This window comes from Microcoleus sp. B3-D2, assembly GCF_036705345.1.
Classification (GTDB): Bacteria; Cyanobacteriota; Cyanobacteriia; order Cyanobacteriales; family Microcoleaceae; genus Microcoleus.
Window position 1 is genome coordinate 1 of the sequence record NZ_JAUBUG010000042.1, and the last position, 26,325, is coordinate 26,325.

At 45.2% G+C, this 26,325-nt stretch carries 21 protein-coding genes and 1 riboswitch; of the genes, 16 read left to right on the plus strand and 5 right to left on the minus strand.

The annotated features are described in order from the left end of the window. The first annotated feature begins 139 nt into the window (after positions 1 to 139). Positions 140 to 1,492, plus strand: coding sequence for a serine/threonine-protein kinase (locus QUB14_RS16865; protein ID WP_333218248.1), 1,353 nt, complete (start codon positions 140 to 142; stop codon positions 1,490 to 1,492). Positions 1,493 to 1,607: 115 nt separating this feature from the next. Next, positions 1,608 to 2,168 carry a Uma2 family endonuclease gene (locus QUB14_RS16870; protein WP_333218247.1) on the plus strand — a complete coding sequence of 187 codons (561 nt, stop codon included), beginning with the start codon at positions 1,608 to 1,610 and terminating at the stop codon, positions 2,166 to 2,168. Between the two features lie 206 nt (positions 2,169 to 2,374). Here QUB14_RS16870 and QUB14_RS16875 read toward each other — a convergent pair whose 3' ends face one another. After that, positions 2,375 to 4,723, minus strand: a complete 2,349-nt coding sequence (locus QUB14_RS16875; RefSeq protein ID WP_190656104.1) for a PhoX family protein — start codon at positions 4,721 to 4,723, stop codon at positions 2,375 to 2,377. 410 nt (positions 4,724 to 5,133) lie between these two features. Beyond that, positions 5,134 to 5,601, minus strand: a complete 468-nt coding sequence (locus tag QUB14_RS16880; protein WP_333218246.1) for a hypothetical protein — start codon at positions 5,599 to 5,601, stop codon at positions 5,134 to 5,136. 285 nt (positions 5,602 to 5,886) lie between these two features. On the opposite strand from QUB14_RS16880, the gene folK reads away from it, so the two are divergent. From folK to QUB14_RS16895, 3 genes are all read left to right on the plus strand, one after another. Next, positions 5,887 to 6,375: a 2-amino-4-hydroxy-6-hydroxymethyldihydropteridine diphosphokinase gene (gene folK / locus QUB14_RS16885; protein ID WP_333218245.1), complete on the plus strand. Its 489-nt coding sequence runs from the start codon at positions 5,887 to 5,889 to the stop codon at positions 6,373 to 6,375. A 178-nt stretch (positions 6,376 to 6,553) separates the two neighbouring features. Beyond that, entirely contained in the window at positions 6,554 to 7,102 is a 549-nt protein-coding gene (locus QUB14_RS16890; RefSeq protein ID WP_006635393.1) for an NUDIX hydrolase, read from the plus strand. A 141-nt stretch (positions 7,103 to 7,243) separates the two neighbouring features. After that, on the plus strand, positions 7,244 to 8,758 hold the full coding sequence (locus QUB14_RS16895) for an FAD-binding domain-containing protein (RefSeq protein WP_333218244.1): 1,515 nt from the start codon (positions 7,244 to 7,246) through the stop codon (positions 8,756 to 8,758). Positions 8,759 to 9,162: 404 nt separating this feature from the next. Here QUB14_RS16895 and QUB14_RS16900 read toward each other — a convergent pair whose 3' ends face one another. Beyond that, positions 9,163 to 9,612: a hypothetical protein gene (locus QUB14_RS16900; RefSeq protein ID WP_333218243.1), complete on the minus strand. Its 450-nt coding sequence runs from the start codon at positions 9,610 to 9,612 to the stop codon at positions 9,163 to 9,165. A gap of 97 nt (positions 9,613 to 9,709) precedes the next feature. Here QUB14_RS16900 and QUB14_RS16905 point away from each other — a divergent pair, with 97 nt between their 5' ends. The 3 genes from QUB14_RS16905 to QUB14_RS16915 are packed head-to-tail and all read left to right on the plus strand — an operon-like array spanning position 9,710 to position 12,574. Beyond that, the gene (locus QUB14_RS16905) at positions 9,710 to 10,036 is read left to right on the plus strand and encodes a hypothetical protein (protein WP_333218242.1); all 327 of its coding nucleotides are present in this window, start codon (positions 9,710 to 9,712) and stop codon (positions 10,034 to 10,036) included. Positions 10,037 to 10,051: 15 nt separating this feature from the next. Further along, on the plus strand, positions 10,052 to 12,184 hold the full coding sequence (locus QUB14_RS16910) for a pentapeptide repeat-containing protein (RefSeq protein ID WP_333218241.1): 2,133 nt from the start codon (positions 10,052 to 10,054) through the stop codon (positions 12,182 to 12,184). Positions 12,185 to 12,241: 57 nt separating this feature from the next. Beyond that, positions 12,242 to 12,574: a DUF2834 domain-containing protein gene (locus QUB14_RS16915; RefSeq protein ID WP_190656091.1), complete on the plus strand. Its 333-nt coding sequence runs from the start codon at positions 12,242 to 12,244 to the stop codon at positions 12,572 to 12,574. Positions 12,575 to 13,000: 426 nt separating this feature from the next. Here the strand turns inward: QUB14_RS16915 and QUB14_RS16920 are convergent, their stop codons facing one another. Together QUB14_RS16920 and QUB14_RS16925 are read right to left on the minus strand one after the other, a co-directional pair. Then, positions 13,001 to 14,575, minus strand: coding sequence for an FAD-dependent oxidoreductase (locus QUB14_RS16920; RefSeq protein ID WP_333218240.1), 1,575 nt, complete (start codon positions 14,573 to 14,575; stop codon positions 13,001 to 13,003). Positions 14,576 to 14,826: 251 nt separating this feature from the next. Continuing rightward, entirely contained in the window at positions 14,827 to 15,588 is a 762-nt protein-coding gene (locus QUB14_RS16925; protein WP_333218239.1) for a Uma2 family endonuclease, read from the minus strand. A 174-nt stretch (positions 15,589 to 15,762) separates the two neighbouring features. After that, a riboswitch (cobalamin riboswitch) is annotated at positions 15,763 to 15,909 on the plus strand. A 61-nt stretch (positions 15,910 to 15,970) separates the two neighbouring features. Here QUB14_RS16925 and QUB14_RS16930 point away from each other — a divergent pair. The 8 genes from QUB14_RS16930 (at position 15,971) to QUB14_RS16965 (ending at position 26,313) form a co-directional block, all read left to right on the plus strand. Then, positions 15,971 to 16,690, plus strand: coding sequence for an energy-coupling factor ABC transporter permease (locus QUB14_RS16930; protein ID WP_333218251.1), 720 nt, complete (start codon positions 15,971 to 15,973; stop codon positions 16,688 to 16,690). Between the two features lie 3 nt (positions 16,691 to 16,693). Then, positions 16,694 to 17,026, plus strand: coding sequence for an energy-coupling factor ABC transporter substrate-binding protein (locus QUB14_RS16935; protein WP_333218238.1), 333 nt, complete (start codon positions 16,694 to 16,696; stop codon positions 17,024 to 17,026). After that, positions 17,023 to 17,823, plus strand: a complete 801-nt coding sequence (gene cbiQ, locus QUB14_RS16940) for a cobalt ECF transporter T component CbiQ (RefSeq protein ID WP_333218237.1) — start codon at positions 17,023 to 17,025, stop codon at positions 17,821 to 17,823. The genes QUB14_RS16935 and cbiQ overlap by 4 nt, the downstream gene beginning before the upstream one ends. A gap of 353 nt (positions 17,824 to 18,176) precedes the next feature. Further along, entirely contained in the window at positions 18,177 to 19,253 is a 1,077-nt protein-coding gene (locus QUB14_RS16945) for a DUF2207 domain-containing protein (protein ID WP_333218236.1), read from the plus strand. 419 nt (positions 19,254 to 19,672) lie between these two features. After that, a complete protein-coding gene (locus QUB14_RS16950; RefSeq protein WP_333218235.1) occupies positions 19,673 to 20,623 on the plus strand; it encodes a DUF2207 domain-containing protein in 951 nt (316 codons plus the stop codon). 554 nt (positions 20,624 to 21,177) lie between these two features. Continuing rightward, the gene (locus QUB14_RS16955; RefSeq protein ID WP_333218234.1) at positions 21,178 to 22,572 is read left to right on the plus strand and encodes an ABC transporter substrate-binding protein; all 1,395 of its coding nucleotides are present in this window, start codon (positions 21,178 to 21,180) and stop codon (positions 22,570 to 22,572) included. 609 nt (positions 22,573 to 23,181) lie between these two features. Further along, positions 23,182 to 25,122 (plus strand): SPFH domain-containing protein, encoded by a 1,941-nt coding sequence (locus QUB14_RS16960; RefSeq protein ID WP_333218233.1) that lies wholly within the window; start codon positions 23,182 to 23,184, stop codon positions 25,120 to 25,122. A 252-nt stretch (positions 25,123 to 25,374) separates the two neighbouring features. Next, on the plus strand, positions 25,375 to 26,313 hold the full coding sequence (locus QUB14_RS16965) for a leucine-rich repeat domain-containing protein (protein ID WP_333297256.1): 939 nt from the start codon (positions 25,375 to 25,377) through the stop codon (positions 26,311 to 26,313). Positions 26,314 to 26,325 lie beyond the last annotated feature (12 nt).

The following is a 26,325-nucleotide window of genomic DNA, read 5'->3' on the forward strand; positions in this document are numbered from 1 at the left end:
CAAGTTACATTATCCGATATGAGGAATTGGTTTACTCACTGCTGTTATTGTACCTCATCTATCTGAGAAACGCTATAAAATTTTAAAAGAACGTTATGTCATCCAGAAACAGCTAAGTAAAAATGCGGGAAGGCGCACGTTGCTGGCGCGCGACTTGCACACCCAAGAGTTAGTGGCAATCAAGTTACTGATTTTTGGGGAAGATTTTCACTGGGATAACTTGAAGCTGTTTGAACGAGAAGCGCAAACTTTACAACTGCTTTCTCATCCGGCAATTCCCCGTTACCTGGATTACTTTGATGTGGATACACCAACTGGTAAAGGATTTGCCTTGGTACAAAGCTATATCCCAGCCAAATCGTTAGAGGAATGGTTAAAAGGCGGGCGAACTTTTAGCGAAGCAGAAATCAAGCAACTGGCTAAAGCATTACTAGAAATTTTGCGTTACCTTCACAGCCAACAGCCGCAAGTTATTCACAGAGATATCAAGCCGAGTAATATTTTACTGGCAAATAGATCTGGCAATAGTGTGGGTGATGTTTATTTAGTTGATTTTGGTTCCGTACAGACACTAGCGGCCAGAAAAGGTAGCACGATTACTGTTGTTGGCACTTACGGATATATGCCACCCGAACAATTTGGCGGCAGGAATATTCTCGCTTCCGATATTTACAGTTTGGGTGCGACATTAATTTATTTAGCAACAGGTAGGCATCCAGCCGAGTTATCCCAAGATAATGTGCAAATTCAATTTGAGTCAATAGTTAATCTCGATCCAGATTTAATCAATTGGCTGAAGTGGATGACACAACCGAGTTTGAATCGCCGTCTCGCATCTGCTGGGGAGGCGCTGAAAGCATTAAAAAATCCCCGCCAGCAAACAGATATCTCGGCGATTATACAAAAACCGTTTGGGAGTAGGATTGAACTGAGGGAAGATGGGGAGAATCTAGAGATTCTGATTCCGCCACAAAGGTTGACTTTTTGGGGCGCCTGCGCGATGTTGGTATTCACATTGCCTTGCTTGGGGTTAGTTTTATTGCCTTTTATATCGATAATACTCGTGATTCAAGGCGGGCTTCAATCCATTAATTCATTTGTGATGTTATTCTCGTTCATTACACTCACCTTTGGAGGCATTAATTTTGCTATATTATGGATATGCGGAGGTATCGCATTATATTTAAGAGCGACTAAAATAAATATCGATCGCAATCAGATTTCCGTGACTCACCTGTGGCCTTGGTATAAATCTCAGGTGGCTCCAATTATGAATAAAAATTTGAGCAAATGGAGTATGTATATCCGGCATTCGATGGCAATTTCAAGACCAGAAAATTATTATAAAACCCTAGTAATTTATGAGCTAACCCCGCCAGAAATAGAATGGCTAGCCAATGAAATAAGTGCGTTTTCGGGCGGGAAAATTACTGTTGTATCCGCAGATAATAAGTACGTAAATGAGTACGTAAAAATCCCTACAGCAAAATAGGGCGATCGTCCTACCTTTCTGATTCTTGCGAGTAAAAGGTATATTTACACTTTATTGTAGGCTACACAGCTAGATTCGAGCTATTCTAGAAACATACTTCATTCTCGATCGCATTATGGTTGCCTTACCCGATCGCCTATCGATGAGCGCAGAAGAATACCTGGCTTGGGAACCCACCCAAGAGGAACGCTACGAGTATTGGGATGGCGAAGTCGTCGCGATAAGCGGTCAAACCCGCAATCACAATCGGATTTGCATCAACTTCTTCAAGCTATTAGACGATCGCCTTAATCTCCCCTACGAAATTTACGTTATAGATGTAAAAGTTCAAGTGGAACCAGGACAAAAGTATTTTTATCCTGATGTTGTAGTAACTTGTGATGAGCATGATAACGATCCGCAATTAGTGCAATTTCCTTCCTTAATTATCGAAGTTTTATCGCCTTCCACAGAAGCAGCAGATCGCGGTATTAAATTTGCGAAATACCGCCAATTTTCAACACTGCAAGAGTATGTCTTGGTGCAAGTTGAACACCCAGGAGTAGAGATATTTCGGCGCAATCAACAGGGGCAATGGGTTCTCTCCGAGTATGGTTTGGGCGATTCCTTGCAACTTGAATCGGTGAATCTAGAAATTGCGATCGCCGATTTATATCGCCAAGTACAATTTTCTTAAAAATTCCGTTGTTAAGGGATTTGATATTAATTATCCTAGGGATTTTTTTAAATTATTTGAACGAACCGCGAAGGCGCTAGAGCGCGAATAAAGAACAGTATCTTCTTCTTTCTCTTTCTTCGCGTCCTTAGCGCCTTCGCGGTTCATTTAATCTTACTCCAGATTCGTAAAAACCCGGTTTCTGGGCCCCGATGCGTAAGTTCTATTTAAACAAACTGACCGGTTGGAGTCGATCGCACGCGGCGAATCCCAACCACCGACGGCATCGGCGATCGGCGCGAATCATTCGAGATATTACTCGGCCACAAACTGCCGCGAGAAACACTACGAGTCTGATTAAAAACAGCACCGTTCAAATCCAACATTTCAATTGGCCGACTGAGTACAGTACCGTCATCGATGGGGCAATCTTCCCCCGGATGCTGCACCGAAAGCAACAGCGTATCTCCCAAAAAAGTCGGCCCTGTCAATTCGCATCGGTTCGGGCCGTAAGCAAACGGAATTACTGTTCCTGCATTCGGGCCGGAAGTCGGAATGTAAAACAGAAAATTGTTGCCGAAAACACCAGTAATATCTGACACATTTCCAGTCTTTTTATGGTCGATCGTCGTTGGCTCTCCACTCGCACCGACATCAAAACCGTTGTGCGTACTCGTAGACATATCAGTCACGCCCCAAACATTGCCTTGAGGGTCAAAAGCCAAATTGTCTACATTAGCAAATCCCGCCCCATCTGCCGCACCGGCTTCTCCACCTTGAGCCAAACGCTGCCAGCGGAACGTCAAACCCGCACCATCAGGACTGTCTTCAATTATTTTGTAAATTGCTCCCGACTGCTGATTGCTGTTGACTGCGCTACCGTATTTAGCAACATTAAAAATGCGAGAATCTGGATAGCCGTCGCTTCCCGGTGCGCCGTCAGTATAGGCAATAAAAACTTCCTTAGTAGTAGGATTAACTTCCAAATCTTCCGGCCGCGCCGTCGGAGTGCCACCAATCAAATTAGCAGCTAAAAAAGCATCAACTAAAACCGCGCCTTGGCTGCTGTAGAAATTAGCCAGAGTTTTATTTTGGTAGCCCGGAAGTGCTGTTGCTTCATTGGTTGTATCTACTACAAAAGAACCGCCGTCTTCGGTTTGACCAGCAATTCCTGCGCGTTTGGGGAAGCGAGTAGCGGCATCTCTTTGAGCTTTGCCAAAACTTGCTAATTCCGCCTCGCCAACTTGAGAAGGACGCACTGGATTTGTCTGGCTATTTATAGTTAGTGGCAGCCATCTTCCAGTACCGTTGCGGTTGTATTGGGCGACGTACAAAATGCCGTCTTCAAACAAGCGGCTGTTGGTTTTATCTGCGGGATTTGTGACACTACCGTTGCTGACAAATTTCCAGGTGTGTCCGCCGCGCCGATCGTCTCCCATGTACACTACTAATCTGCGACCGGCTTCGGCACGAATCGCGACGTTTTCGTGGCGGAAGCGGCCCAACCAAGTGTGTTTGCGCGGGCGGAAACTCGGATCTAGGGGATCGACTTCTACCATCCAGCCGTATTTTTCGCCGACTAAGCCGAATTCCTCGCCGATAGTACCCTTGGGGTAGCCCGTTTGGCCGCCGTTGGGTTTGATGTTTTCCTGAACTCCCACGAAAAAATCTTCGCTACCTTGGAAATTTTCTTCGGCTGAGAGGATTGTGCCCCAAGGGCTTGTGCCACCGGAACAGTTGTAGGCTGTACCGATTATCCGGTTGCCGAGTCCGTCGGTGTTGACTTGCGCGAAGACTTGGGTAGCTGCAGGACCCGTGCCGATGAGGTAGTTGTCGTCGCCTTGTCTGCTTCCCCAGGAGGTGACATCTTTGTATGTGTCGGAACGCTGGCTGTTGATTCCGAGGCCGGACAGTCCGTGGATACGGCGGTTGAGGGAGTCGCCAGCGATCGCCCCAAATCTGCCGTTGGCTTGTTTGGTGATGCGGACGATGGAACCACCCATATTGTACAAAAATTCGCCGAGGGTCGCGCGATTTTTTACAGATAAGTCTAGACCGAGGACGGCGCGATCCGTTGCTGGGAATGATGCCAAATCTGACGGGGTATCGGGTGCCTGTTTCGACATCGGGAAGGATACGTACTCGTGGTTAACCCAGAGATAACCGTCGTCATTGCTGCCCCGAAGGCCTACAAAGCCTGTGTAGTCGTTGTTGTAGCCGAAATAGTCGGCAGGATTGGGGAAAACTCGATCGCCCCAGCGGAGAATCACGTAACGTTCGTATTCCGGCGGCACAACCACATCGTCAACAACGCTGTAACTCGTTAATCTAGTATCCTGCGAGGCAGCCATCACCGTTCCCTGTCCCCCCGGCGCCATCGCCATGAAGCTGGGCAGTTCTCGATAAATCGGCAGCGGGTGGGGAAGTCTTAACGGAGTGAAAGATGTGGGAACTACAGCTTCAGCAGCGCTGGAATTGATGCTGAACAGTTTTTGAGTTAATTGAGGGGCAAGCACAGTGGTAGCTGCACTGCTACCGAAGAAAATTAGCAGTTGTCGGCGAGTTATTTTAGACATAAATTCCTTTTCCAACCAACATCCCTAATCTGATGATTCCGTATGAAAGTTTATCACTTTTAAATTAAGGAAAGTTAACCTGAAGGTTAATTAAAATTGCCAGATATTTAGGTTAACAAAAAGTTAAAAGTTGCTACTTATAGTAATCCTAAATCCTTTGTGAATTTCTTACTCCCTCCCCTTGATAAGGGGAGGGTTGGGGTGGGGTAAAAATTTTACGACTCCTACAAAAATTGCTATTGTATGAGAGAGATATTTAGGAAAAAATAGCCATCCGTGTATCCGTGATTTCCGTGTCGTGCGGTTGGTTATTGGTTGTTTGTTACTAATTCCCAATGCCTAATGCTTTGGCTACTTCGGCTTGGCCAGCGTACAAGTAGGCTCAGCAAAAGTTCCCCATTACCAATATTTTAATCATCTCGAAAACCCGGATCATTTTCTCGGGATGTAGATCGACTGGGCGCAGGTACATTAATCACTTGCGAAAACCCCGAATTTGCGGGCGAGATATTGCCATCTCTGAATCCCAAGAGCAATTTAGCATCCGCAAAATATCTAGTCCACTGTTCGATTCTCGCATCTTTCTGCCAGTCGCGGCGCGATACTCTCGATCGCAAAACAGGAACTCTTTGTCGGCTGCGATCGGCTGTAATGATGATTGTAACTTCTGTTAATGCCGGATTTTCTTGAAACTCGCGCGCGATCGACTCTTTTGCTAAATCTTCCGCCTGCTGCACTAAATTCGCAAAAGATTGACTGCCGTCCGAATCTAAGGTAAGGTAGCGCTCTTTGGTTTCAGCCAAAGCTATCGATATACTTGCTGTTAAACTGATAATTGCTAGAATGACGGCCGACAATAAGCGTAGGTACAAATTCATTAGGTTTGAAACTCAATACTAACACTTGTCAATAATAATTAATAAAAATTAACAGAAGATTAAGCTTAAATTAAAATAATATTTTGTGTTATTAGAATGCGCCAAAAATGCAGGCTTTAGGGGGGGATTTTTGCAAAAATACAACTTGTATGGCCGGGCTTAACCCGAAATCTTTTTAGCTATCCAAGGATATGGATAAACGCGCCCCGCCTTAGTCTTCCCTTTTGCCTCTTCCCTCTTCCTTCTTCCCTCTTCCCTCTTCCTTCTTCCTTCTTCTTCTTCTTTATGAAATCAACAAAATGTGCGATCGCCCTCGGTAGCAACTTAGGCGACTCCCTCGCCACACTCAAAAGCGCGATCGCAACCCTCAACAACACCCCCGGAATAGCAGTAAAATCTCATTCAAGCTGGTATCAAACCGCCCCCGTCGGGCCGCCGCAACCCGATTACATCAACGCCTGCGCCATCCTAGAAGTTGCACTACAACCAGAACAATTGCTAGCAAAATTATTAGAAATCGAGATAAAATTTAATCGAATTCGCCGACAAAAATGGGGGCCAAGAACCCTCGACCTAGATTTGCTGCTGTATGACGATTTAATCTTAGAAACTCCGACACTGACTCTACCTCATCCCCGGATGACCGAAAGAGCTTTTGTATTAGTACCTTTAGCAGAAATTGCCCCGGATTGGGTGCATCCGGTGACGAAAAGTGCGATCGTCCAACTCCTGCAAACCGCAGAATGTTCCGGAGTGCAAAAATTGCCCTTGTAAAAATGGAGCAAAATTCACGCATCGTACCAGTAAAAAAAAATGCAACCGTAGGTAAGCCCAAACTGTGATAGTTATCAGTCATTCCCAACCTAAAATCTCAAATCTAAAATTTAAAATCGTATGAGATCGCCTATGATGTCTTAAATCGGTGCACTCAAACATTATTCGCTTCTCCCTTATGTCGATCGGTCAAGAACTACCCCAACTCCTCAAACAACGCCTATTTTACCAAGGGCGCAAATTTAACTTTGACGTAGCCACCCTCCGTCTTCCCAACGGTTCCGAAGGCGAGTGGGAATGTATTCGCCACCCGGGCGGAGCACTTGCAGTTCCCGTCACACCCGAAGGTAAACTCGTCTTGGTACGCCAATACCGCTTTGCCACAAAAGGGCGAATTTTAGAATTTCCCGCAGGTACAGTTGAAATCAATGAAAGCCCCGCCGAAACTATCAAACGCGAAATCGAAGAAGAAACCGGATATCGGGCGGGAAAATGGCAGAAATTAGGGCAATTTTTTCTCGCCCCCGGTTATTCCGACGAAATCATTTATGCTTTTTTAGCCCAAGATTTGGAAAAACTGGAAAAGCCCCCCGCACAAGACGATGATGAAGACCTTGAAACAGTTTTATTCACCCCTGAAGAATTAGAAAAAGCTATTTTAGCTGGGGAACCAATTGACGCGAAATCAATTTCTAGCTTTTTCTTAGCCCGTCCATTTTTGACTTAAATAGGACTGACGAAAAAAACCCGGTTTCTTATAAAAATCGTGCATCAAACCGATAAATCTTAACTTAGAAACCGGGTTTTTTACCCCGCGTGTGTCCAGGACTGGAAAATCTAAAATCTAAAATCTAAAATCTAAAATCGAATGTCCGATCTAATTTTATTTTGGCACCGCCGCGACTTGCGTATTTCTGACAATATCGGACTGGCAGCAGCGCGCCAGCAAAGCGCGAAAGTAGTCGGGATTTTTTGTCTCGATCGCAATATCCTAAATCGGGATGACGTAGCCCCAGCAAGAGTCACCTACATGATCGGCTGCTTGCAAAAACTCTCCTCGCGTTACAGGGAAGTAGGCAGCCAATTGCTGATAATTCAAGATGACCCGAGTCTAGCAATACCGAAACTAGCAATAGCGATAAATGCCAAAGCAGTATTTTGGAACTGGGATGTAGAACCCTACGCGAAACAGCGCGATCGGTCTGTATCAAACGCCCTCCAACAAGCAGGAATTAAAGTTCAAAATTTCTGGGATCAAGTCTTGCACGCCCCAGATGAAATTCGCAGCGGTACAAAGACTCCCTACACAATTTATACACCATTTTGGAAAAAATGGAACATTAAACCCAAAGCCCAACCAGTAGAGACACTGCCGATAACTTATCTGGAATTAATGACCGGATTAACGGCACAAGAACAAGATCTCGCAAACGAAGCAGGTGCAATAGAAACAGTGCCAACTGCTTCTAGTTTGGGGTTTATTTGGGAAAATCCATTAGTAATAGAACCCGGAGAAGATGCAGCGCAACAAAAATTAGAAGAATTTTGCGATCGGGCAATTTACCAATATCAAGGACAGCGCAATTCCCCCGCAATTAACGGTACATCCCAACTCAGCGCCGCCCTCAAATTTGGTGCAATTGGCATCCGCACGGTTTGGCAAGCTACCCAGATAGTAATGGACACTTGCCACAGCGAAGAAGCGTACACAAGCATCCGGACTTGGCAACAGGAAATAGCGTGGCGGGAATTTTACCAACACGCCATGTATAACTTCCCAGAATTAGCAGACGGCCCCTACCGTCCAGCCTTCAAAGACTTTCCTTGGGACAACGATGAAAAGCTTTTTCAAGCTTGGTGTCGAGGCAAAACTGGCTATCCGATTATTGATGCGGCAATGCGGCAGTTAAATCAGACAGGTTGGATGCACAATCGCTGCCGCATGATAGTCGCCAGCTTCCTCACCAAAGATTTAATTATTAACTGGCAGTGGGGTGAAAAATACTTTATGCAAAAATTGATAGACGGCGATCTTTGTGCTAATAACGGCGGCTGGCAGTGGAGCGCATCGAGCGGTATGGACCCGAAACCTTTGCGAATATTCAATCCGGCGACTCAAGCTCAAAAATTCGACCCGGAAGGGGAATATATTCGGCACTGGGTTCCAGAATTGCGCCGCGTTGATACTAAAGTTTTGCTAACAGGAAATCTTTCGTCTTTAGAACGCCGACTTCTTCATTATCCCTCTCCGATTGTAGATCACAACGAGCAGCAGCGCAAGTTTAGGGAACTTTACACGCAGCAAAAAATTAAAACATCAGACTCAGAACCCCCCCTTGTTCAAGAACTCGGGGTTATAGCTGACATTATTACACCTACCTAATTAATATGTCATATCAGGTTCTGTTAATTACTATTAAAAAATTTGTTTGTAGTAAGGAAGTGAGTTTTTATTGACTCTATTCGAGGACTAAAGTCTTCGCTCCGAACTATTGAGGGTTATATGAATGGAGAATTTTTCCAGAGTCAAACCCTAGTCAAATAGATAACAGTTGAAGATTTTGTAGAAGGGTATCCAGGAGATGAAAAAAGACCTTCCGAGCTACGCAATGGAGTAATAGTTGAGAGGAACCCAAATGGCGCTTATGAGGAAGTTACGGTTTTTATTCTCCGGACAATTAACGTAGAAATAGACCGCTTCCCCGCACTTGCTGTCAGAAATCCGGCTTATTTACGATCGCAAAAAAGCCATTTTCTCACAGCCAGCCTCCTAATTCCGTTGTATTCTTAATTTCGCTTTTGGGAAATAGAGAGAGAGTAAGGGTGTTGACCTTGAGATCGATCGCCCACAAAAATAACATAAGTTCCCTTGTCCCCATAACCGGAAAATTCTACATTCCCCGCAGCAGCATTCGCCGGCAGCACGCAGAAACGCCCCCTCGGCCCCTGAATCATTAAACTTGGAGCTCCAGCGGTTTGTACTGCAATCCGCCAGTAAGGCAAATCCTGCGTTACTTCGATGACGTGGTTCGGTCCTTGGGAGACAAAACCGCACTCGCCGCTATTGTTCGGGCCGCCGGAAACTCCAGAAACTCCCAGCGGTTCGGGAAATCCCGGAGCAATTTGTAGCGGTTGGCTCCGAAGGGCACCGGCATCCGCTAAAATCATTGCCAAGGCTACGGTCACGATCGGGCTAAACCACAGTTTGCCGCGATCGCCCGGATAATGGATCTTCATGTTTCCTCACACAATGACATTTGGTTCTAGTTCTTTGACGGTAGGGGATAACGGCTGTTCCAAACACATTAATCTAAAATAACTTCCGAATTTTTTTATGAATCCTCAAAATAACTTCAATTGGCAGCAAGCGTTCGGAGAACTAAAAGCTAAAGTAGAACGATCGCCACTCATCACACAAAATTCAGACAGCTATCAAGCCGTCGGAACCTTCTACAATCAATTATTGGACAAGTTTCAAAGACTCCCCAAACCCGGGCAGGTGGCAGCCTTTGCCGTCGGAGCGATAATTGTCCTGACAGTCTTCAATAGCGTCGTACAGCTAATTTCATCGCTGATGACTCTTGCCGTTCTGGGAGTGCTAATCTACATAGCGTATAAATTGGCAATTTCCCCCCAGTCCTCAAATACTAACGACAAATAATAGGAATTTCTAAATATGGCTAACCCCACCGCGCCCAGCGGCATCAATCAACCCGATCCGTCTTGGCAAACACAATCCAAGCAAATGCCACTGCTGGTTCGCAGGTGCGGCGCTTGGGCAGTGGAAATTTCGTTAATTGCGGCCAGCGCCCTCGTTCCCTTCAGTATCGGGGCATTGGTCAACAAGGAATCTCAAACCGTGCCGCTCAATTCCTCAGTAGCAGGAGCATCCGAAACCGTCGCCCGTACCTTGGGCATACCCGTGCGCGATCGCAGCCCCAGAGTCGCACCCCTAACTAATCTATTTTGGTCAGGGGCGCTGCTGGCACCGGCAGTTTTAGCGGGGTGGCAACTGTTTTTGCTCGCCAGAACCGGTCAAACTATGCCCAAACGCTGGTTCGGGGTCAAAGTTGTCACAGCGTCGGGTACTCCTCCGGGTTTTGGGCCAGTGCTAATTCGCGAAAGTTTGGGGCGCTGGGGAGTGCCTCTGGGCGTCGCTTACGGCATTTGGCGCTTGAGCGGTGCGTTTCCAGATTTGCTGATTTTAGGGGGGCTGGGCGGCTTGGCAGTGCTCGCAGACGGGGCTTTTGCATGGCGCTACAAACGGCAAGCGGGACACGATCGCCTCGCGAATACTTTGGTGGTCAATGCTCGATCGAATCAACAGTCTGCCAATCCTGTCCAGACTCAAGATTGGACTGAGGAAGACGCGCAGATTGCAGCTTTGGTTGTGACTCCACAAAGCGGCCGGAAAGCAAATGCCAGTTTGTGGAATTGGATGCGCCAACACCCGGGCACAACTTTAGTGATAGTTACCATCGGTAGCGCGGGATTGATTTTAACTTTGTTTGTCGGCACTCTCATCTACACTCAAAGTCAAGCAAATATGCGGGATTCGCGGCAGCGGAACGACGAATTATTTGTGGCTTTAGTCAGCAAATTGTCTCCCACATCGGCTAGCGGGGCATCGGGCAGGCGATCGGCTATTTTGGCTTTGGGGGCGGTGGAAGACTCCCGCGCCGTACCCCTGCTAGCGGATTTGCTAGCTCAAGAAGACAACCGCGCCATGTTGGACGCGATCCAGCAAGCTTTAGTCAGTAGCGGCCCGAAAGCTTTGCCTGAGTTGCAGCGGTTGAATCAAGCCCTCAGCAACGACCTCGATTCCCTGCGCTTTGGCGGCAAGGCCCCGGAACGCGAGTTAGCGGCCGCCCGCCAGCGAACAGTACAAAGGGCGATCGGCAAAATTCTCACAGTGTATAGCAGCCAACTCAACGGCGCGGATCTGAGCCGCACGGATTTAGCTCAAAGTCCTGCCGGCCCATCTCAGTTTACTTTAGTTTTAAACAAAGTTGACTTGTCGGGAATTAAGTTGAGAAATGCCAATTTAACCAATGCGAGCTTGCAGGGAGCTCGCTTTTACGGCACCGGCGAAGACAGGCGTCCCGCTACATTTGACGATTGGGTTTCTGATTTAAGCGGCGCTAATTTGGAAGGAGTAAATTTGACCGGGGCGTCTTTGAGCAGTGCTGTAATGAACCGCACTACTTTTGTGCGCGCTGTCATGAACAAAGCTAATTTGTCAAACGGCAATTTGAATTCAGCTAATTTCAGCAGTGCTATTTTAATAGGAGCAAATTTACAGGAAGCGCAGTTAAAAAATGCCAGTTTTACCGGGGCAGATATAGGAAGCGCGAATTTGTCGGGAGCAGATTTGTCAGGCGCGCGTTTAGCCAAAGTGAAGGCTCAAGGCGCTCAGTTGTCCTTGACAAATTTGTCTAAATCGGAATGGCAAGGTGCTGATTTGTCCGGTGCTGATTTGGGCGGCGCAAACTTACAAAATGCCGATTTGACTTCGACTAAACTCGCCAACGTGAATTTAAAAGATGCTCGGTTGCAAGATGCGAATTTTCGGAATGCGGAGGTGAGTTCGGTTGATTTTAGGGGCGCGAATTTAGCGGGAGCGAATTTTAAAGGCGCTGTGTTTCTGGGGAAAACCGCTTCGGATCAATTTATTCAAAATCCGACTGGTAGTAAATCCGGTCGATTCCTAGGAGTTGATTTTGCGGAGGCTAAGAATTTAGATAAAAGTCAAATTGCTTACATTTGTTTGCAGGGGGGCATTCATCCGAACTGCCCGAAGAAGAAGTAAGGATTGGTTGTTAACGAGTAGAATAATACAGTTGAGCAAAGAACAGGTAGGGTAATTATGAGCGTTAAGCGAATCATTTATCTCATCCTAGCAATTCTGGGGCTTGTGCTGCCTTGGTACTATAACTTGCAGTTTTTTAGCAATGCTGGCTTGCTCGACTTTGTAAACGAGAGTTCGGCTAATCTTGCTGCGAAATCGGTAAGTTTAGATTTGTTTATCGCAACTGTAGCAGGAAGCACTTGGATGTACGCTGAGTCAAAACGATTGGATATAAGTTTTGTAGGGCTGTACATACTTCTGGGTGTGCTTGTTTCGTTTTCATGTGCTTTCCCGCTTTTCTTATTTGTGCGGGAAACCAAACTGGAAAAATCCAGTGAAGTCTCAAGTTGAACAGTTGTTTAACCGATTAGTGCCGCGCAGCACAATAATTCGGTGCAGGCGATCGAGGTATTATATAATTTCCAGTAAAATCACCGTTATAGGTTTGTAGTGACGGCGGAAGTGCTCAGAATTTTATGAGGATTAAATTCCTCACTACAAACCAACGTGATTGTTGTCGTTCGAGGGGACATAATTTTATATCGTTTCCGGTTGCACGAGCGAGATAATATAGAGGACACGGCAGTGCCGTTTCCCTACCCGGATTAATTGTAGGGAAACGGCACGGCGCCGTCTCGAAAGCTGTGGGTAATATTAATTCCGATGCTACCGGATTTGATACTAATACCAATTCCATTCATTTCTGGCTAAAAACTTTTGTGTAGGGTTTCGTTCCACTGGCCAAACCTACTATTGCATTGTTTATTGAAATGGATATTACGCAATAGCATCCGAACTGGCAAGACTCTCGAATTGCGCCAATAGCATTGCCTCACCATTATTTGGAGTTCCAAAAATTTTAGGTAACTGACCTGTTTGGGCGAGAACTTGTCTCACTTCTCGGTTAGATACATCGGCTAGATTTTTGTTATTTAGAATGGCATTAACCGCAGCGATACCCACACCTTGACCAACTGCAGCGTTGAATTCCACAATTCTGCCGACAGAACAAGCAAACCCTTCAAATCCAGAACAGGGACTGACCACTGCCAGGTTAGGAACGTTTTTAATCAATGCGTGGCGGATGCCAATATTAAAGATAGGGTGTTTAAAACTCAGACTTTTAAACCATCCTAGACGGTTTGCTTTATCGCGAATACCCTGGATGCCTCCCCGTACATCAAAATGATAGCTAAATGTTGCCAGGGCTTCATTAGCAGGTACGCCACCTGACAGCATTTGTGCGCCAGTTAAAGGTTCTACAACTCCCGTCACATTGCCGGCGTGTCTGATATAAAGTTCTGAGGCATAAGTAACAGAAGTAGCGCCCAAACTCCTCAGCCAAGTTGTAACAAATAACATCTCTCTTTGCATATTAGCCGTGGGTTTGCTCCCGCTTCTAGCTAAGGCTTCCGCTTCGCTGGCGGTGACGGCAAATAAAAGTGCATTCCACGAAAGTCTATCATTTGGAAGTATGGCTATATTTCCCTCATCTAAAATTGTGCCGCTTTCAGAAAAAGATAGTTTTATTCCTCTAAAGGAGTGGTAAGCTACAGACAGAGCCGGCGAGCGTACATCGATGTAATCGTTACCCGCCCACAGAGTTTTGAGATTGCCTTGAGTGTCTTTCATTTCCCGCCGGAGTTCTTCTGCTAGTTTGGCATCCTTGTCGGCAGCGTACAGCAAAAATTTTTGACTCTCTGAATCGGCCAGGTTGGTGAAGCGTTTTAGATAAATATAATCGAATTCTTTCAGGGCTCTTGCACTGAGTCCTTGGGTTTCAAAAACGAGGGTGACTGGAAGTTCTGAGTTAGGCAGACCGAATGTTTCAAATCCCTTCAGCTTTCTCACACCGGCAGCTTGAGCTAATTCGGCATTGACAGTGGCATCAATAAATTGCTTGCCGGCATAAACTACGCCTTGAGAGGTGGTTATACTGGCAATTTTTTGACCTTCTTTACTGACTGATTTAATTTCTCCTTTGCTGAGGAGATCTGCCCCAGCTTGTACCAGCATTTCTTTCAGCGCTGCACTGGCTTTGCGGGGGTCAAGTGCAATTGCCTTAACACCGGATTTTTGCAGGAACTCTTTATAGATTGTCGTCGGTGAACCAAAGGTATCTAACTTTAAAGATTGTTGAAGTTGTTCACTAATCTGACTTCTATCTAAATAAGCAAGGCCACCTCTTACCAAATGCCCACCAATTCCTTCTTGCAAGCTTCCTTTAGACATCAGCAGAATTCGCGGATAACGCTTTGTGCGGCGAAGATATTCTCTGGAGGCAGAGACAACAGCTAGAACTCCTGGAACTTCATCACCAAAACAGATGACATCGTAAGAACGCAGATCCATGACCATTATTTAATAACCTCTCCTGATTTTCATGTTTTCGAGCTAAATCTCAATGTTTGCCGTCAAACTCTCTGTTTTTCCCAAATCTAGCCCCATTTTTCCTGATTTTTGGGATAAATAATATTCACACATTCCTGGATGCAGAAACCGGGTTTTTTCCTGAAAATCTTTCGTTGAGGACGATCGATCTCGGTTGAAAAACCCGGTTTCTGAGCGTCCAGAGTCCGTCAGTCTGGTACTCTTGATTGTCATCAGCTCAAATTATCAGGATCTATCCCCAACTCCCGCAATCGCTGAGCTAGTCGATCGGAACGTTCAGCTAATCGATCGGCGCGCTGGGCTTCCTGTTGGGCGCGCTGCGATTCCTGTTGGGCGCGCTGCGATTCCTGTTGGGCGCGCTGCGCTGATTCTTTCACCTGTTCTTCAGGAGTCAGATAACGTTTTCCCTCGGCATCATACCAATACAACCACTCCCTTGTCACCCCAGAATAACTTCCCCTTTCACAACCAATCCCCAAACCAATTTCTGGCATCCAAACTGGATTTCCTGGCTGTAATTCATACTTTCCATTGACTAACTTGTGTACTTCTAAACGAGGTTTACGACGGCGGCGGGAAGAATAAATGACGTAATAAAGTACGCCTAAAGCTTGATATTCCTCTAACTTTGTGGTGTATTCTTTGCGATAAGTTGGGGAAACTACTTCCAGCACAAAACTCGGCAGAACATTTTCATCCCACAGGACGTAACTGGGACGCAATTCTTCATCATAAAACCTTTCTACACCTAAACTCAAGAAAGCATCTGGCACAATGGCAGGTTTATCTGGGTGATAATAGATACCCATATCTATGCCAAAAAACCAGTCCATGCGTTCTGCCCAAAGTATGAGCAATATTGCTTTTAGCAATCCTGGTATTAATTCTTGCAGTTCGTTATCCACAGGCGTTTCATCAGAGTCGGGTAGTTCATCGGCGGAGGGCAAGTTCCTCGGCAAGTTGTACTGTAACATTGCGGGTTTCCTCAAAACTCACTAATATTATACCGTTGATTTGTTGAGCGATAGTATTTATTGAACGAACCGCGAAGACGCGAAGGAAGAGAAGAGAAGATGATAGGTAATTTTGACTTAGTTAATCTGAAGTAATTTTTGTAAAAGATTTGCTCAGACTTACGCGATCGACTAAACTATGTCTAACCAGTCGGTTCTAATGGGGAGCAGCCGTTAGAGGAAACGGGGAAAGTTCGGTGCAAGTCCGGCGCTGTCCCGCAACTGTAATGAAGGTCATGTCGCTTTCTGAGTCAGGATGCCCGCCGATGTGTTAGTTTACATAGTCTCATCTGCGAGGTTCAGTGTGAAGACCAGAAATCGGAAATTGGTCAGCTTGGGATTGATGGCTGGCTTGAGTTGTTATATTGTCCTGGGTTCGGCAACGCCCGCCGCAGCTATGCACATTTCGGAAGGTTTTTTGCCGGTGCAATGGGCTGCGTTTTGGTGGATTGTGGCGTTGCCTTTTTTTGCAGTAGGTTTGCGATCGATTACTCGTATTACAAAAGAACACCCGGAACTTAAATTATTGCTTGCTTTGGCGGGTGCGTTTACTTTTGTGCTTTCTGCTTTAAAAATTCCCTCGGTAACGGGCAGTTGTTCTCACCCGACGGGTACAGGTTTGGGCGCAATTTTGTTCGGCCCTTCGGTGATGGCTGTACTGGGGGCTTTAGTTCTGCTGTTTCAAACGTTACTGTTAGCGCATGGTGGGTTGACAACGCTGGGAGCGAATATGTTTTCGATGGCGATTGTCGGCCCTTTCGCTGCGTATTTTATCTATCAATTGCTGTTGCGAACTGGCAGCCAGCGGGCAGCAATTTTTTGTGCGGCGGCTTTGGCAGATTTGCTGACTTATGTGACGACTTCGATTCAATTAGCGTTAGCTTTTCCGGCAGCAATTGGCGGTTTTATGGCTTCGTTTCTCAAGTTTGCGGGCATCTTTGCTATCACTCAAGTACCCCTGGCTATCAGTGAGGGATTGCTGACTCTATTGGTCTGGAATTGGCTGCATTCTTACGGGAAACCCGAGTTGGAAACTTTGAAATTATTGAGACAGGAGTCATAAGCCGTGAATCAAAAACCTACAAAAAATTACCAATCTACTTCGCGGCAAAATTGGCTTTTGGCTGGCGCTGTGATTGTTCTGGCCGCGTTTCCTCTCGTTTTTGTGCGGGGTGAATATGGCGGTTCCGATGACCAAGCTAAGAAAGCAATTACCGAAATCCAACCGGGTTATAAACCTTGGTTCAATCACTTGTTTGAGCCGGCTAGCGGAGAAATTTCAAGTCTATTGTTTGCGTCTCAAGCGGCGATGGGGGCTGGCGTAGTTGGATACGTCATTGGGTTGTATAAAGGCCGATCGCAATCTCGGCAGCAGTCTGATAATAAATCGTCGGAATGAACCATCAGATTGATAGTCTGGCTTATACAAATCGCTTGCGGGGGTTGCCTCCATCTCACAAGTTATCATTTGCGATCGCCCTTTTAATTCTGTCTCTAGTTTCTGGGGCGATCGTCCAATTGTCGATCGCCCTTTGGTTGGCTGTCTGGATCGTCGTCTATGCCGGTATTCCGGGGAAACTGTATTTGCGGTTGCTGTCGCTACCGTTGATGTTTTTGCTGACAAGTTTGCCTGCTTTGGCGATGGGTGCGGTTGAGTTAAGTCAAATCCAGGAAATTCAGTGGGATATGTGGCAAGGTTGGGGGATTAGCATCAGCACTTTTTATCTGTATGTGAGTCGCACTGGAATATACCAAGTGAGCTTGCTATTTGCCCGTGCCTTCGCATCGACAAGCTGTATGTATTTCATTCTCTTGACGGTTCCATTTACCGAAATCTTGCAAATTCTCAGACAATTACGCTGTCCAGAGTTAGTCACAGAACTGCTATTACTAATGTATCGGTTTATTTTTAGCTTATTGGCGATCGCCGATGAACTTTGGATCGCCCAAAACTCGCGCTGTGGCTACCGCACTTGGAAGCGGGGAATGCAGAGTTTAAGCATTTTAATCGGGCAATTGCTTCAGCGAACTTTGGAAAACTACCGTCAAGTTTCATTGAGTTTAGCGTCGCGCGGCTTTAATGGAGAACTGCGCGTTTGGAATTCTTACCCTTACAAACCTTCGCGAAGATATACATTTGAAGCCGTGTTTGGCTGTACAGTTTTAACTTTGTTAAGCGCGGTATTTTACTGCTAATTTTATGCTATTAGATACCAGACTTGCTCGTGCCCAAGCAGAGTGTGAGAAAGAGTAAACCAGTCCAATAAATGTCGCTTATTGTCAAGTTTAGATCCCCCTAAATCCCCCTTAAGAAGGGGGAGTTTGATAAGAAGAACGCATAGCTTAATAAAGGGGACTTTAAGAAGAATCTTGTTCCCCCCTTATTAAGGGGGGCTAGGGGGGATCTAGACTTTGATGCAAACAAGAGAGACTGAAGGGCTTTCTGCTATAAATATGACTTTTATGAAGATAATTAATGACTTTAATGAATTGACTCCACAAGATAAGTGTTGAATAATTGTAGTCAACACTTATCTTGTGGAAATTATATGATAAATCAACGACTACTCAAGAAAATACTTTATTTATTAATGATATCCTTGACCGTATTTATGGTCACAGTCACTCATGCAGCGGCCCAACAATTACCGTTTTACTGGGATAACATCAACGTCATCATCGACGTTCAAACGAACGGAGATATGTTAGTTACCGAAACGCAAAAATATGTATTCACCGCAGACTACACCAATGAACGATATCGCTATATTCCTTTAGATAAGGTCGATGAAATTAAAGATGTGACCGTTGCCGAAAATAATCAAATAATTCCCAGTAGCACTGGAACAGAAAACAATCAACTTTGGATTCGCTGGCAACATCAATTAAAAGCGCCAGAATCACATACTTTTGTTATCAAATATCGTGTAGTAGGTGGATTGCAGCTAGATGGTCAGGATACTCAAGTTTATTGGAAAGCCATTTCATCAGGTCGCAAAGCCCCGATTAATGCCGCAAAAGTTAGAGTAAAATTACCAGAAACTTTGTCAGGTAAAGTTCTGTTTTTTAGGAATTTTGGTACGCCAGCTATCCCTCGCAAAGTAGATGCTAAAACATTTGAATTTGTGGCAAGTCAGCCTGTTCAACCGCAGCAAGAATTAGAAGTGCAGATTGCATTTCCCCAGCAAATTCTCAATGTACCTCAACCTCGCTGGCAACAAACTGGCAATCAATCTCAATCTTCTTCGGAAGAACAAGTGTTTTTGGACTCTGAGCCTTTTGTAATGTCTTTTATCCTGATTTGGGTATCTGCACTCATTGTAGTGATTGTATTAATAATTATCACCAATGCAATCAATAATCGACGCTGCCCTCAGTGCAAAACGCTCAATCTCAAACGGACTTATAACGTTTTGTTGAGTCCTACATATAGCAGTGCAGGAGAGCAGGAAGTTACCTGCAACTGTGAACACTGCTCTTACTATCACAAGTATAAAGAAGTAATGCCAAGCATGAGCGATGGCGGTGGCGGTGGCGGTGGCGGTGGCGGTGGCGGTGGCGGTGGTGGCGGTGGCGGTGGCGGTGGTGGCGGTGGTGGCGGTGGTGGCGGCGGTGGTGGTGGTTAATATCAACTGGACTTACGCATCATAGCCAAAGAAACTGGGTTTTTACTTAATCTGTGGGTTGTAACGAAGTATTGTCGAAAAAAACCCGGTTTCTGAGCACCCGCGCGTCCATGACTATTGTTGATAATTTTCGTATTCTCGTTAGTTTAGCGCGCAGGATTTGCATAAGGGCGATCGCACTTTTTTACAGATTGTACGATCGCTTTTAAATATTGGATGGAAATTTTAGTCACTCATTTTGAGATGAAACGATCGCACTTCATGCACAATCATATTCCAAATATGACTTTTATGAAGATAATTAATGACTTTAATGAATTGACTTCAAAAGAAACCTGTTGAATAATTGTAGTCAACACTTATCTTGTGGAAATCCTATGATAAATAAACGACTAATCAAAAAACTACTTTTTTTGTTAATGGCTTCATTAAGCCTATTGTTGGTAACAGTGACTCATGCAGCCGCCCAACAAATACCGTTTTACTGGGATAACATCAACGTCACAATCGACGTTCAGACCAACGGAGATATGTTAGTTACGGAAAAGCAAAGATATGTGTTCACAGCCGACTACAACACTGAACGATATCGCTATATTCCTTTAGATAAGGTATATGAAATTAAAGATGTCACCGTTCAAGAAAATAATCAAATAATTCCGAGTAGCACGGGGATTGAAAACAATGAACTTTGGATTCGTTGGCAACATCAATTAAAAGCGCCCGAATCACATACTTTTGTCATCAAATATCGCGTGGTAGGCGGATTGCAGGTAGATAATGAGAATACTCTAGTTTATTGGAAAGCCATTGCAGCGGGTCGCAAAGCTCCGATTAATACGGGAAAAGTTACGGTGGAATTACCAGAAGCTTTGTCAGGGAAAGTTCTCTCGTTTACGAATTTTGGTACAGCCGCAGTTCCTCGTCAAGTAGATCCGAAAACATTTGAGTTTGTGGCAAGTCAGCCTATTCAACCCCAACAAGAATTAGAAGTGCAAATTGCATTTCCGCAGGGGATTTTGAATATACCTCAACCTGGTTGGCAACAAACTGGCAACCAATCTCAATCTACTTCTATAATTTGGCAACTGTTTTTCTCCGGCACAGCAATTAGCATATTCATTGCACGACGACGTTGCCCTGAGTGCAAAACGCTCAAGCTCAAACGGACTCATCAAGTTTTGATTCCTGCAACTACTGGCACTTCAGGAAAGCAGCAAGTTACCCATCACTGTCGAAACTGCTCTTACCATAAAGAGTACGAAGAAACAATTGCAGTCATTAGCACTAGCAGCGATGGTGGTGGCGGTGGTGGCGGTGGTGGTGGTGGCGGTGGCGGCGGCGGCGGTGGTGGCGGTGGTGGTGGTTGATATCAACGGGACTTACGCATCACAAGCAAAGAAACCGGGTTTTTACCGAATCTGTGGGCTGTAAAGAAGTATTGTCGCAAAAAACCCGGTTTCTGAGCACCCGTTGATATATTGCTCTTAGCCAAATTCAGGACACTGCAGTGCCGTTTCCCTACAAATAATCGGGCGGTGGTTACATTTTTCATGAAGTGCTCATGATTATTTTAGGGTAGGGAAACGGCATTGCCGTGTCCTCTTTTCAACATTTGGTAAAACTTTGAGTCCCTCATTTTGGGGGACAACCGATCGCACTTCCTGCAAAATCATATCATCAATATGACTTTTATGAACATAATGAATGACTTTTATGAATTGACTTTAACTGAAATCTGTTGAATACTTGTTGTAGTAAACAAATATTCTGTATATTGCAAGAGTAGATTGAAATCTACAGCATATACTAAGTTTATTAAATACAGTAGTAAGTATTGCTAATTCAGCTATATATATCACGCGATTGTGTGTGTACCAAACACATGAAATATGCTGTTATTCAACCCTAGGAGAAACAACTCATGACATCTGATTCCACCAAGGGAAAATTTTCCCCGCCCCCGATCTTCTACATAATTGCAGCACTACTCTTAATTGGAGGAGTTAGCTTGGGCGGTAAAATCCTTAATTCATTGCCTAGCAACTCGATCAAAATCAATACTGATGCTGTTAAAGATTCCATGAGCCAAGGGGAGACTCTATTCTTTCCAAAAGACGGCACTCCTACTAAACTCCAAGCGGCAGAAGCGTTTACAAGTGGCAACTATGCAAGTGCACAAGCATTATTCGATCTATCGCTGCAACAAAAGCCTAACGATCCCGAAGCTTTGATTTACAGCAACAATGCCAAAGCATTCTCGCGCAACCCACTTAAAATTGCGGTTTCTATTCCAGGGAGTACCGATATCAATGGCTCCCGTGAAATTCTGAGAGGCGTGGCTCAAGCTCAACAGGAAATTAATGCGGCTGGCGGTATCAATGGTCGGTTACTCATGGTTGAAATTGCCAATGACAACAACGATAATAAAACCGCACAAAAAATTGCTGAATCATTAGTCAATCAGTCAAGTATTCTTGGTGTTGTTGGACACTATGCCAGTAGTGTGACGCTAGCCACTGCCGAGATCTATAACCAGGGCAAGCTGGTCGCAATTTCTCCAATTAGTACAGCGGTTCAACTGTCAAATAAAAGCCCCTATGTGTTGCGGACAGTACCAAGCGACTATGTTTCAGCTAGGGCGCTGACTGACTATATGCTGCAAACATTGAAGCTGAAAAAAGCGGTTGTTTATTTCAATTCCCAAAGTGAATACAGTAAATCTCTTAAGGGGGAATTTAGCACTGCGATCGCCCTCCAAGGCGGCCAAGTTGTGGGCGAATACGATCTGTCCAATTCGGGCCTCAGCCTCAACAAAAGTTTAGAAGAAGCTAAACAGCTCGGAGCAGAAGTGATTATGCTAGCCAGCAATACGGATTCGCTCGATCGCGCTTTCCAGGTTGTCCAGGCCAATAATAATCGCTTACCTGTGCTCGGTGGGGATGATGTTTACAGCCCCAAAACCCTAGATGTGACCCGCGAGCAAGGACGCGGCATGGTCATAGCAGTGCCTTGGCACATTCTGGCTGCGGGGTCGGAGAACTTCGCAACACGATCGCGCAAACTCTGGGGCGGCGATGTTAACTGGCGCACCGCAACTGCCTATGATGCGACTCAAGCTCTGGGCACAGCTTTGCAACCAAATCCCACTCGTGAAGGTGTTTCGGTAACCTTGCACAGTCCATTGTTTACTGCATCGGGAGCTTCTGGCACGATCTCATTTCTGCCATCGGGCGATCGTAATGCTCCTGTGCAGTTGGTGAAAGTGGTCGAAGGTAGTCGTTCCACCTACGGCTATGATTTCACCCCCATTCCCTAGTTTCTCACTGATATTGATTCGACATTTGGTGAATTACCATCTGACAATGTTTGAGTTAATCTGTGCAATTTATAGAGAGGACGATCGTTCTCTCTTAAAGCTTTTCGTTAATGCTAAAACTTGACATTCTAGACAATTAGGTGTACAAGATGATGACACTTATAGTTGGACAAAAATACATGAATTTACCAAAGTTTATCGCAATTACTTGTAGTGTACTCATCGCTGTAGCATTATCTTGAAATGGACTTTCAGTTTTAGCAGCAGAAACCCAACCCACAAACAAAACATTTGGTGATTGGTGTCGCGAGTATGCTTCTTTGAATCCAGAAGCTAGACATACTGTGGAAGCCCTTTTGGAAAAAGCAGGGACGAGTGAATGCGATGTGGCTAATCAGAAAATATCAACGAGAGTTACGCATCACAACCTTCATAAACCGGGTTTTTACTGAATCTGTGGATCGCACTTCCTGCCAAATCATATTCTAAATATGACTTTTATGAACTTAATTAATGAATTTAATGAATTGACCTTCCAAGAAATTTATTGAATACTGATTGTAGTTAACTACTTTTCAGTACATTTGAGCTTAAAACAGGTTAAAAACTATGACTAAATCACGTTGGCTTCGCAAACTTTTACCCTTAGCAGTATCTTTCGCAACCACGATCGCAGCAGCAGGCGCTTTTGCCCCGCCAACTTCCGCTCAAAGCAATCCGCCGCCGCAAGCCCAGGAAGTTCAACCAGCCCAAGCAGAAGGATTTAGCATTCCGATTTGGATCTATCCCGTAGGAGCAATGTTCCTAGTTTTCATCTTTATACCCAAGATTGGCTGGACTTTGGGATTAATTGCGATCGGGGAACGAGAAGTGGGAATTGTTACTAAGAAATTCTCCCGCAAAAATTTGCCATCCAGTAGATTGATTGCTCTCGATGGCGAAGGAGGTTTGCAAGCAGATACCCTTCCTCCCGGCTGGCATTTTGGTTATTTTCCCTGGCAATATAGCATTCGCAAAGAACCAGTTGTTGTCGTTCCTCAAGATGAAATCGGTTTAATTATTGCCAATGACGGAGCCACTATTCCTCCCGATCGCATTTTAGGTAAAGTTGTCGATTGCGACAATTTTCAAAATGCCCGAAAGTTTCTCACCGACGGTGGAGAAAAAGGACGGCAACTAGCCATAATCACAACTGGTACTTATCGGATCAATACCGCTGTATTTGAGGTGATTACTTCTGCCAATGCCTCTGCAAAGGGTATGCAGCCGTCGCAACTTCAACTATACAAACTTGCTCCCGATCGCGTGGGAATTGCGAACGTGCTAGACGGCGTTCCGATTGATGAAGGTGAAATTGCTGGGCCAATAATTCCCGGTCACGACAATTTCCAAAAAGCACAATCTTTCATCAAGGGTGGCGGGCGCCGGGGCTTGCAAGAACAGGTGATTTTATCGGGTTCTTGGAACCTCAATCCCTGGTTTGTGCAAGTTGAACAAGTAAAAATGACCGAAGTGCCGATCGGCTATGTAGGCGTAGTAATTTCCTATGTCGGGCGATCGCACCAAGATGTAAGCGGCGCCGCTTTTACCCACGGCAATCTCGTCAACAAAGGCGATAAAGGTGTGTGGGTCGAACCGCTTTACCCCGGCAAACATCCCATCAATACAAAAGTGATGAAAGTAGAACTTGTTCCCACTACCGATGTTGTTTTAAACTTCACATCGCGGTTCAGCGGAGAACACGGCTACGACTCTAAGTTAAGCGCTCTGAAATTGCTTTCTTTTGACGGATTTACGTTTGAGTTAGAAGTTTTTCAGATCATTCATGTCGGTACTTTGGATGCACCGAGAGTCATTTCGCGGCAAGGTTCGATGCAGAATCTGATCGACCAAGTGCTGCGTCCAATTGTGGGCAATTATTTTCGCAATTCCTCTCAAGAATATACAATACTCGATTTCCTGATCGCGCGCAGCGAGCGCCAAGCAGAGGCGGCAGAACACGTCCGTCAAGCCCTGCGGGCCTACGACGTGCAAGCTGTGGACACGCTGATCGGTTTGATTTCGCCGCCACCAGAGTTAATGCAAACGCTGACCGATCGCAAAATTGCTCAGGAACAGGAGAAAACCTACGAAGTACAGCGCATTTCAGAGTCGCAGCGTCAAGAATTGGTGCGCGCAACTGCGATCGCCAATATTCAAAATCAGGTGGTGGCGGCAGAACAAGGGGTGAAAATTGCCCAACTAAGTGCAACTGCTGCGATCGAACACGCAAGTGGTGAAGCAGAAGGGATTCGGCTGATGGGACAAGCAAAAGCTGATGCTTATCAAGTTGGTGTCAACGCTTTGGGTACGCAGAGTTACACGCTGTTGCAACTGATGCAAGCGGTTTCGGATGGTAGCGTTCGCGTTGTTCCCGATGTCACAGTGAATGGTAACGGCGGTAGTGGGGGTTTGTTGGACGGTTTGATGGCAATGTTGCTGCGGAATGAAACCAGTAAACATCAAGAAAATGGAGCACAATCACCTGTAATTAATGTCAAAAAATCATAGTCTGTCGTTGTGGAACCTGTGACCGAATCACCAGTAGCAAAAGTGCATTCGGTGAAGTCACCGGAGTCTCCTAATCATTCACCAGTTTCTCAGTCTATGGCTGTTGCTGAGATGGATATTGATTCGGCATTTGGTGAATTGTTAGGTATTTGAGCTGAGTGCAATTTGTAGAGAGGACGGTTGTCCTCTCTGAAAGCTTTTTGCCTAAAACTTTACTGTTCAGAGAATTAGAGGTGCAAGATTATGACATTTATGGTTATACAGAAATACGTGAATTTGTCAAGGTTGATGGTGGTAGTTGCTTTGAGTGCGATCGGTCTAGCATCATGTGGAAATATATCTTCCCCATCAGTCGCACAGACGCAGCCGGCAAACAAAACATTTGGTGATTGGTGTCGCGAAAAAGCTTCTTTGAGTCCTGAAACTAAACATACTGTTGAAGTGCTGTTGCGGAAATCTAAGACTACTGAGTGCGATGTGGCTAATCAGAAACTTTCGAGTCTCACAAAACTCGACCTTGACAACAATGACATCAGCGACATCAAACCCTTGGAATCTTTGACTAAACTGACTGAACTAGACCTCAGTAGAAATGAAATAAACGATATTCAATCATTGCAATCTTTGGCTAACCTGACTCAACTCTCCCTCTACAACAATCAAATCAGTGACATTAAACCCTTGCAGTCCTTGACTAAGCTGAGTTTTCTCACTCTCGGCAACAATCAGATCAGTGACATCAAACCCTTACAATTTTTGACTGAACTGGATTATCTCAGTCTTGACAACAATCAAATCAGGAACATCCAACCCTTACAATCTTTGACTAGCGTGACTTTTATCGAACTCGGCACCAATCAAATCAGCGATATCAAACCGCTAGAATCCTTGACTAACCTGACTGGGATATTCCTCGGCACCAATCAAATCAGCGACATTAAAGCCTTGCAATCTTTGACTAAACTTACTCAGCTCGATATCAGCAACAATAAAATCAGCGATATCAAACCATTGCAATCTTTGACTAAACTGTCTGGAATCGGTCTCGAAAACAATAAAATTAGTGACATCAAACCGCTAGAATTCTTGACTAAGCTGACTAATATCTCCCTCGGCGGAAATCCGATCACGCCCAAAACTTGCCCTCTCAAACCAGAGTCTATCTGTAATTGGGAAGCACTACCTAAATGATAAAACTTAACA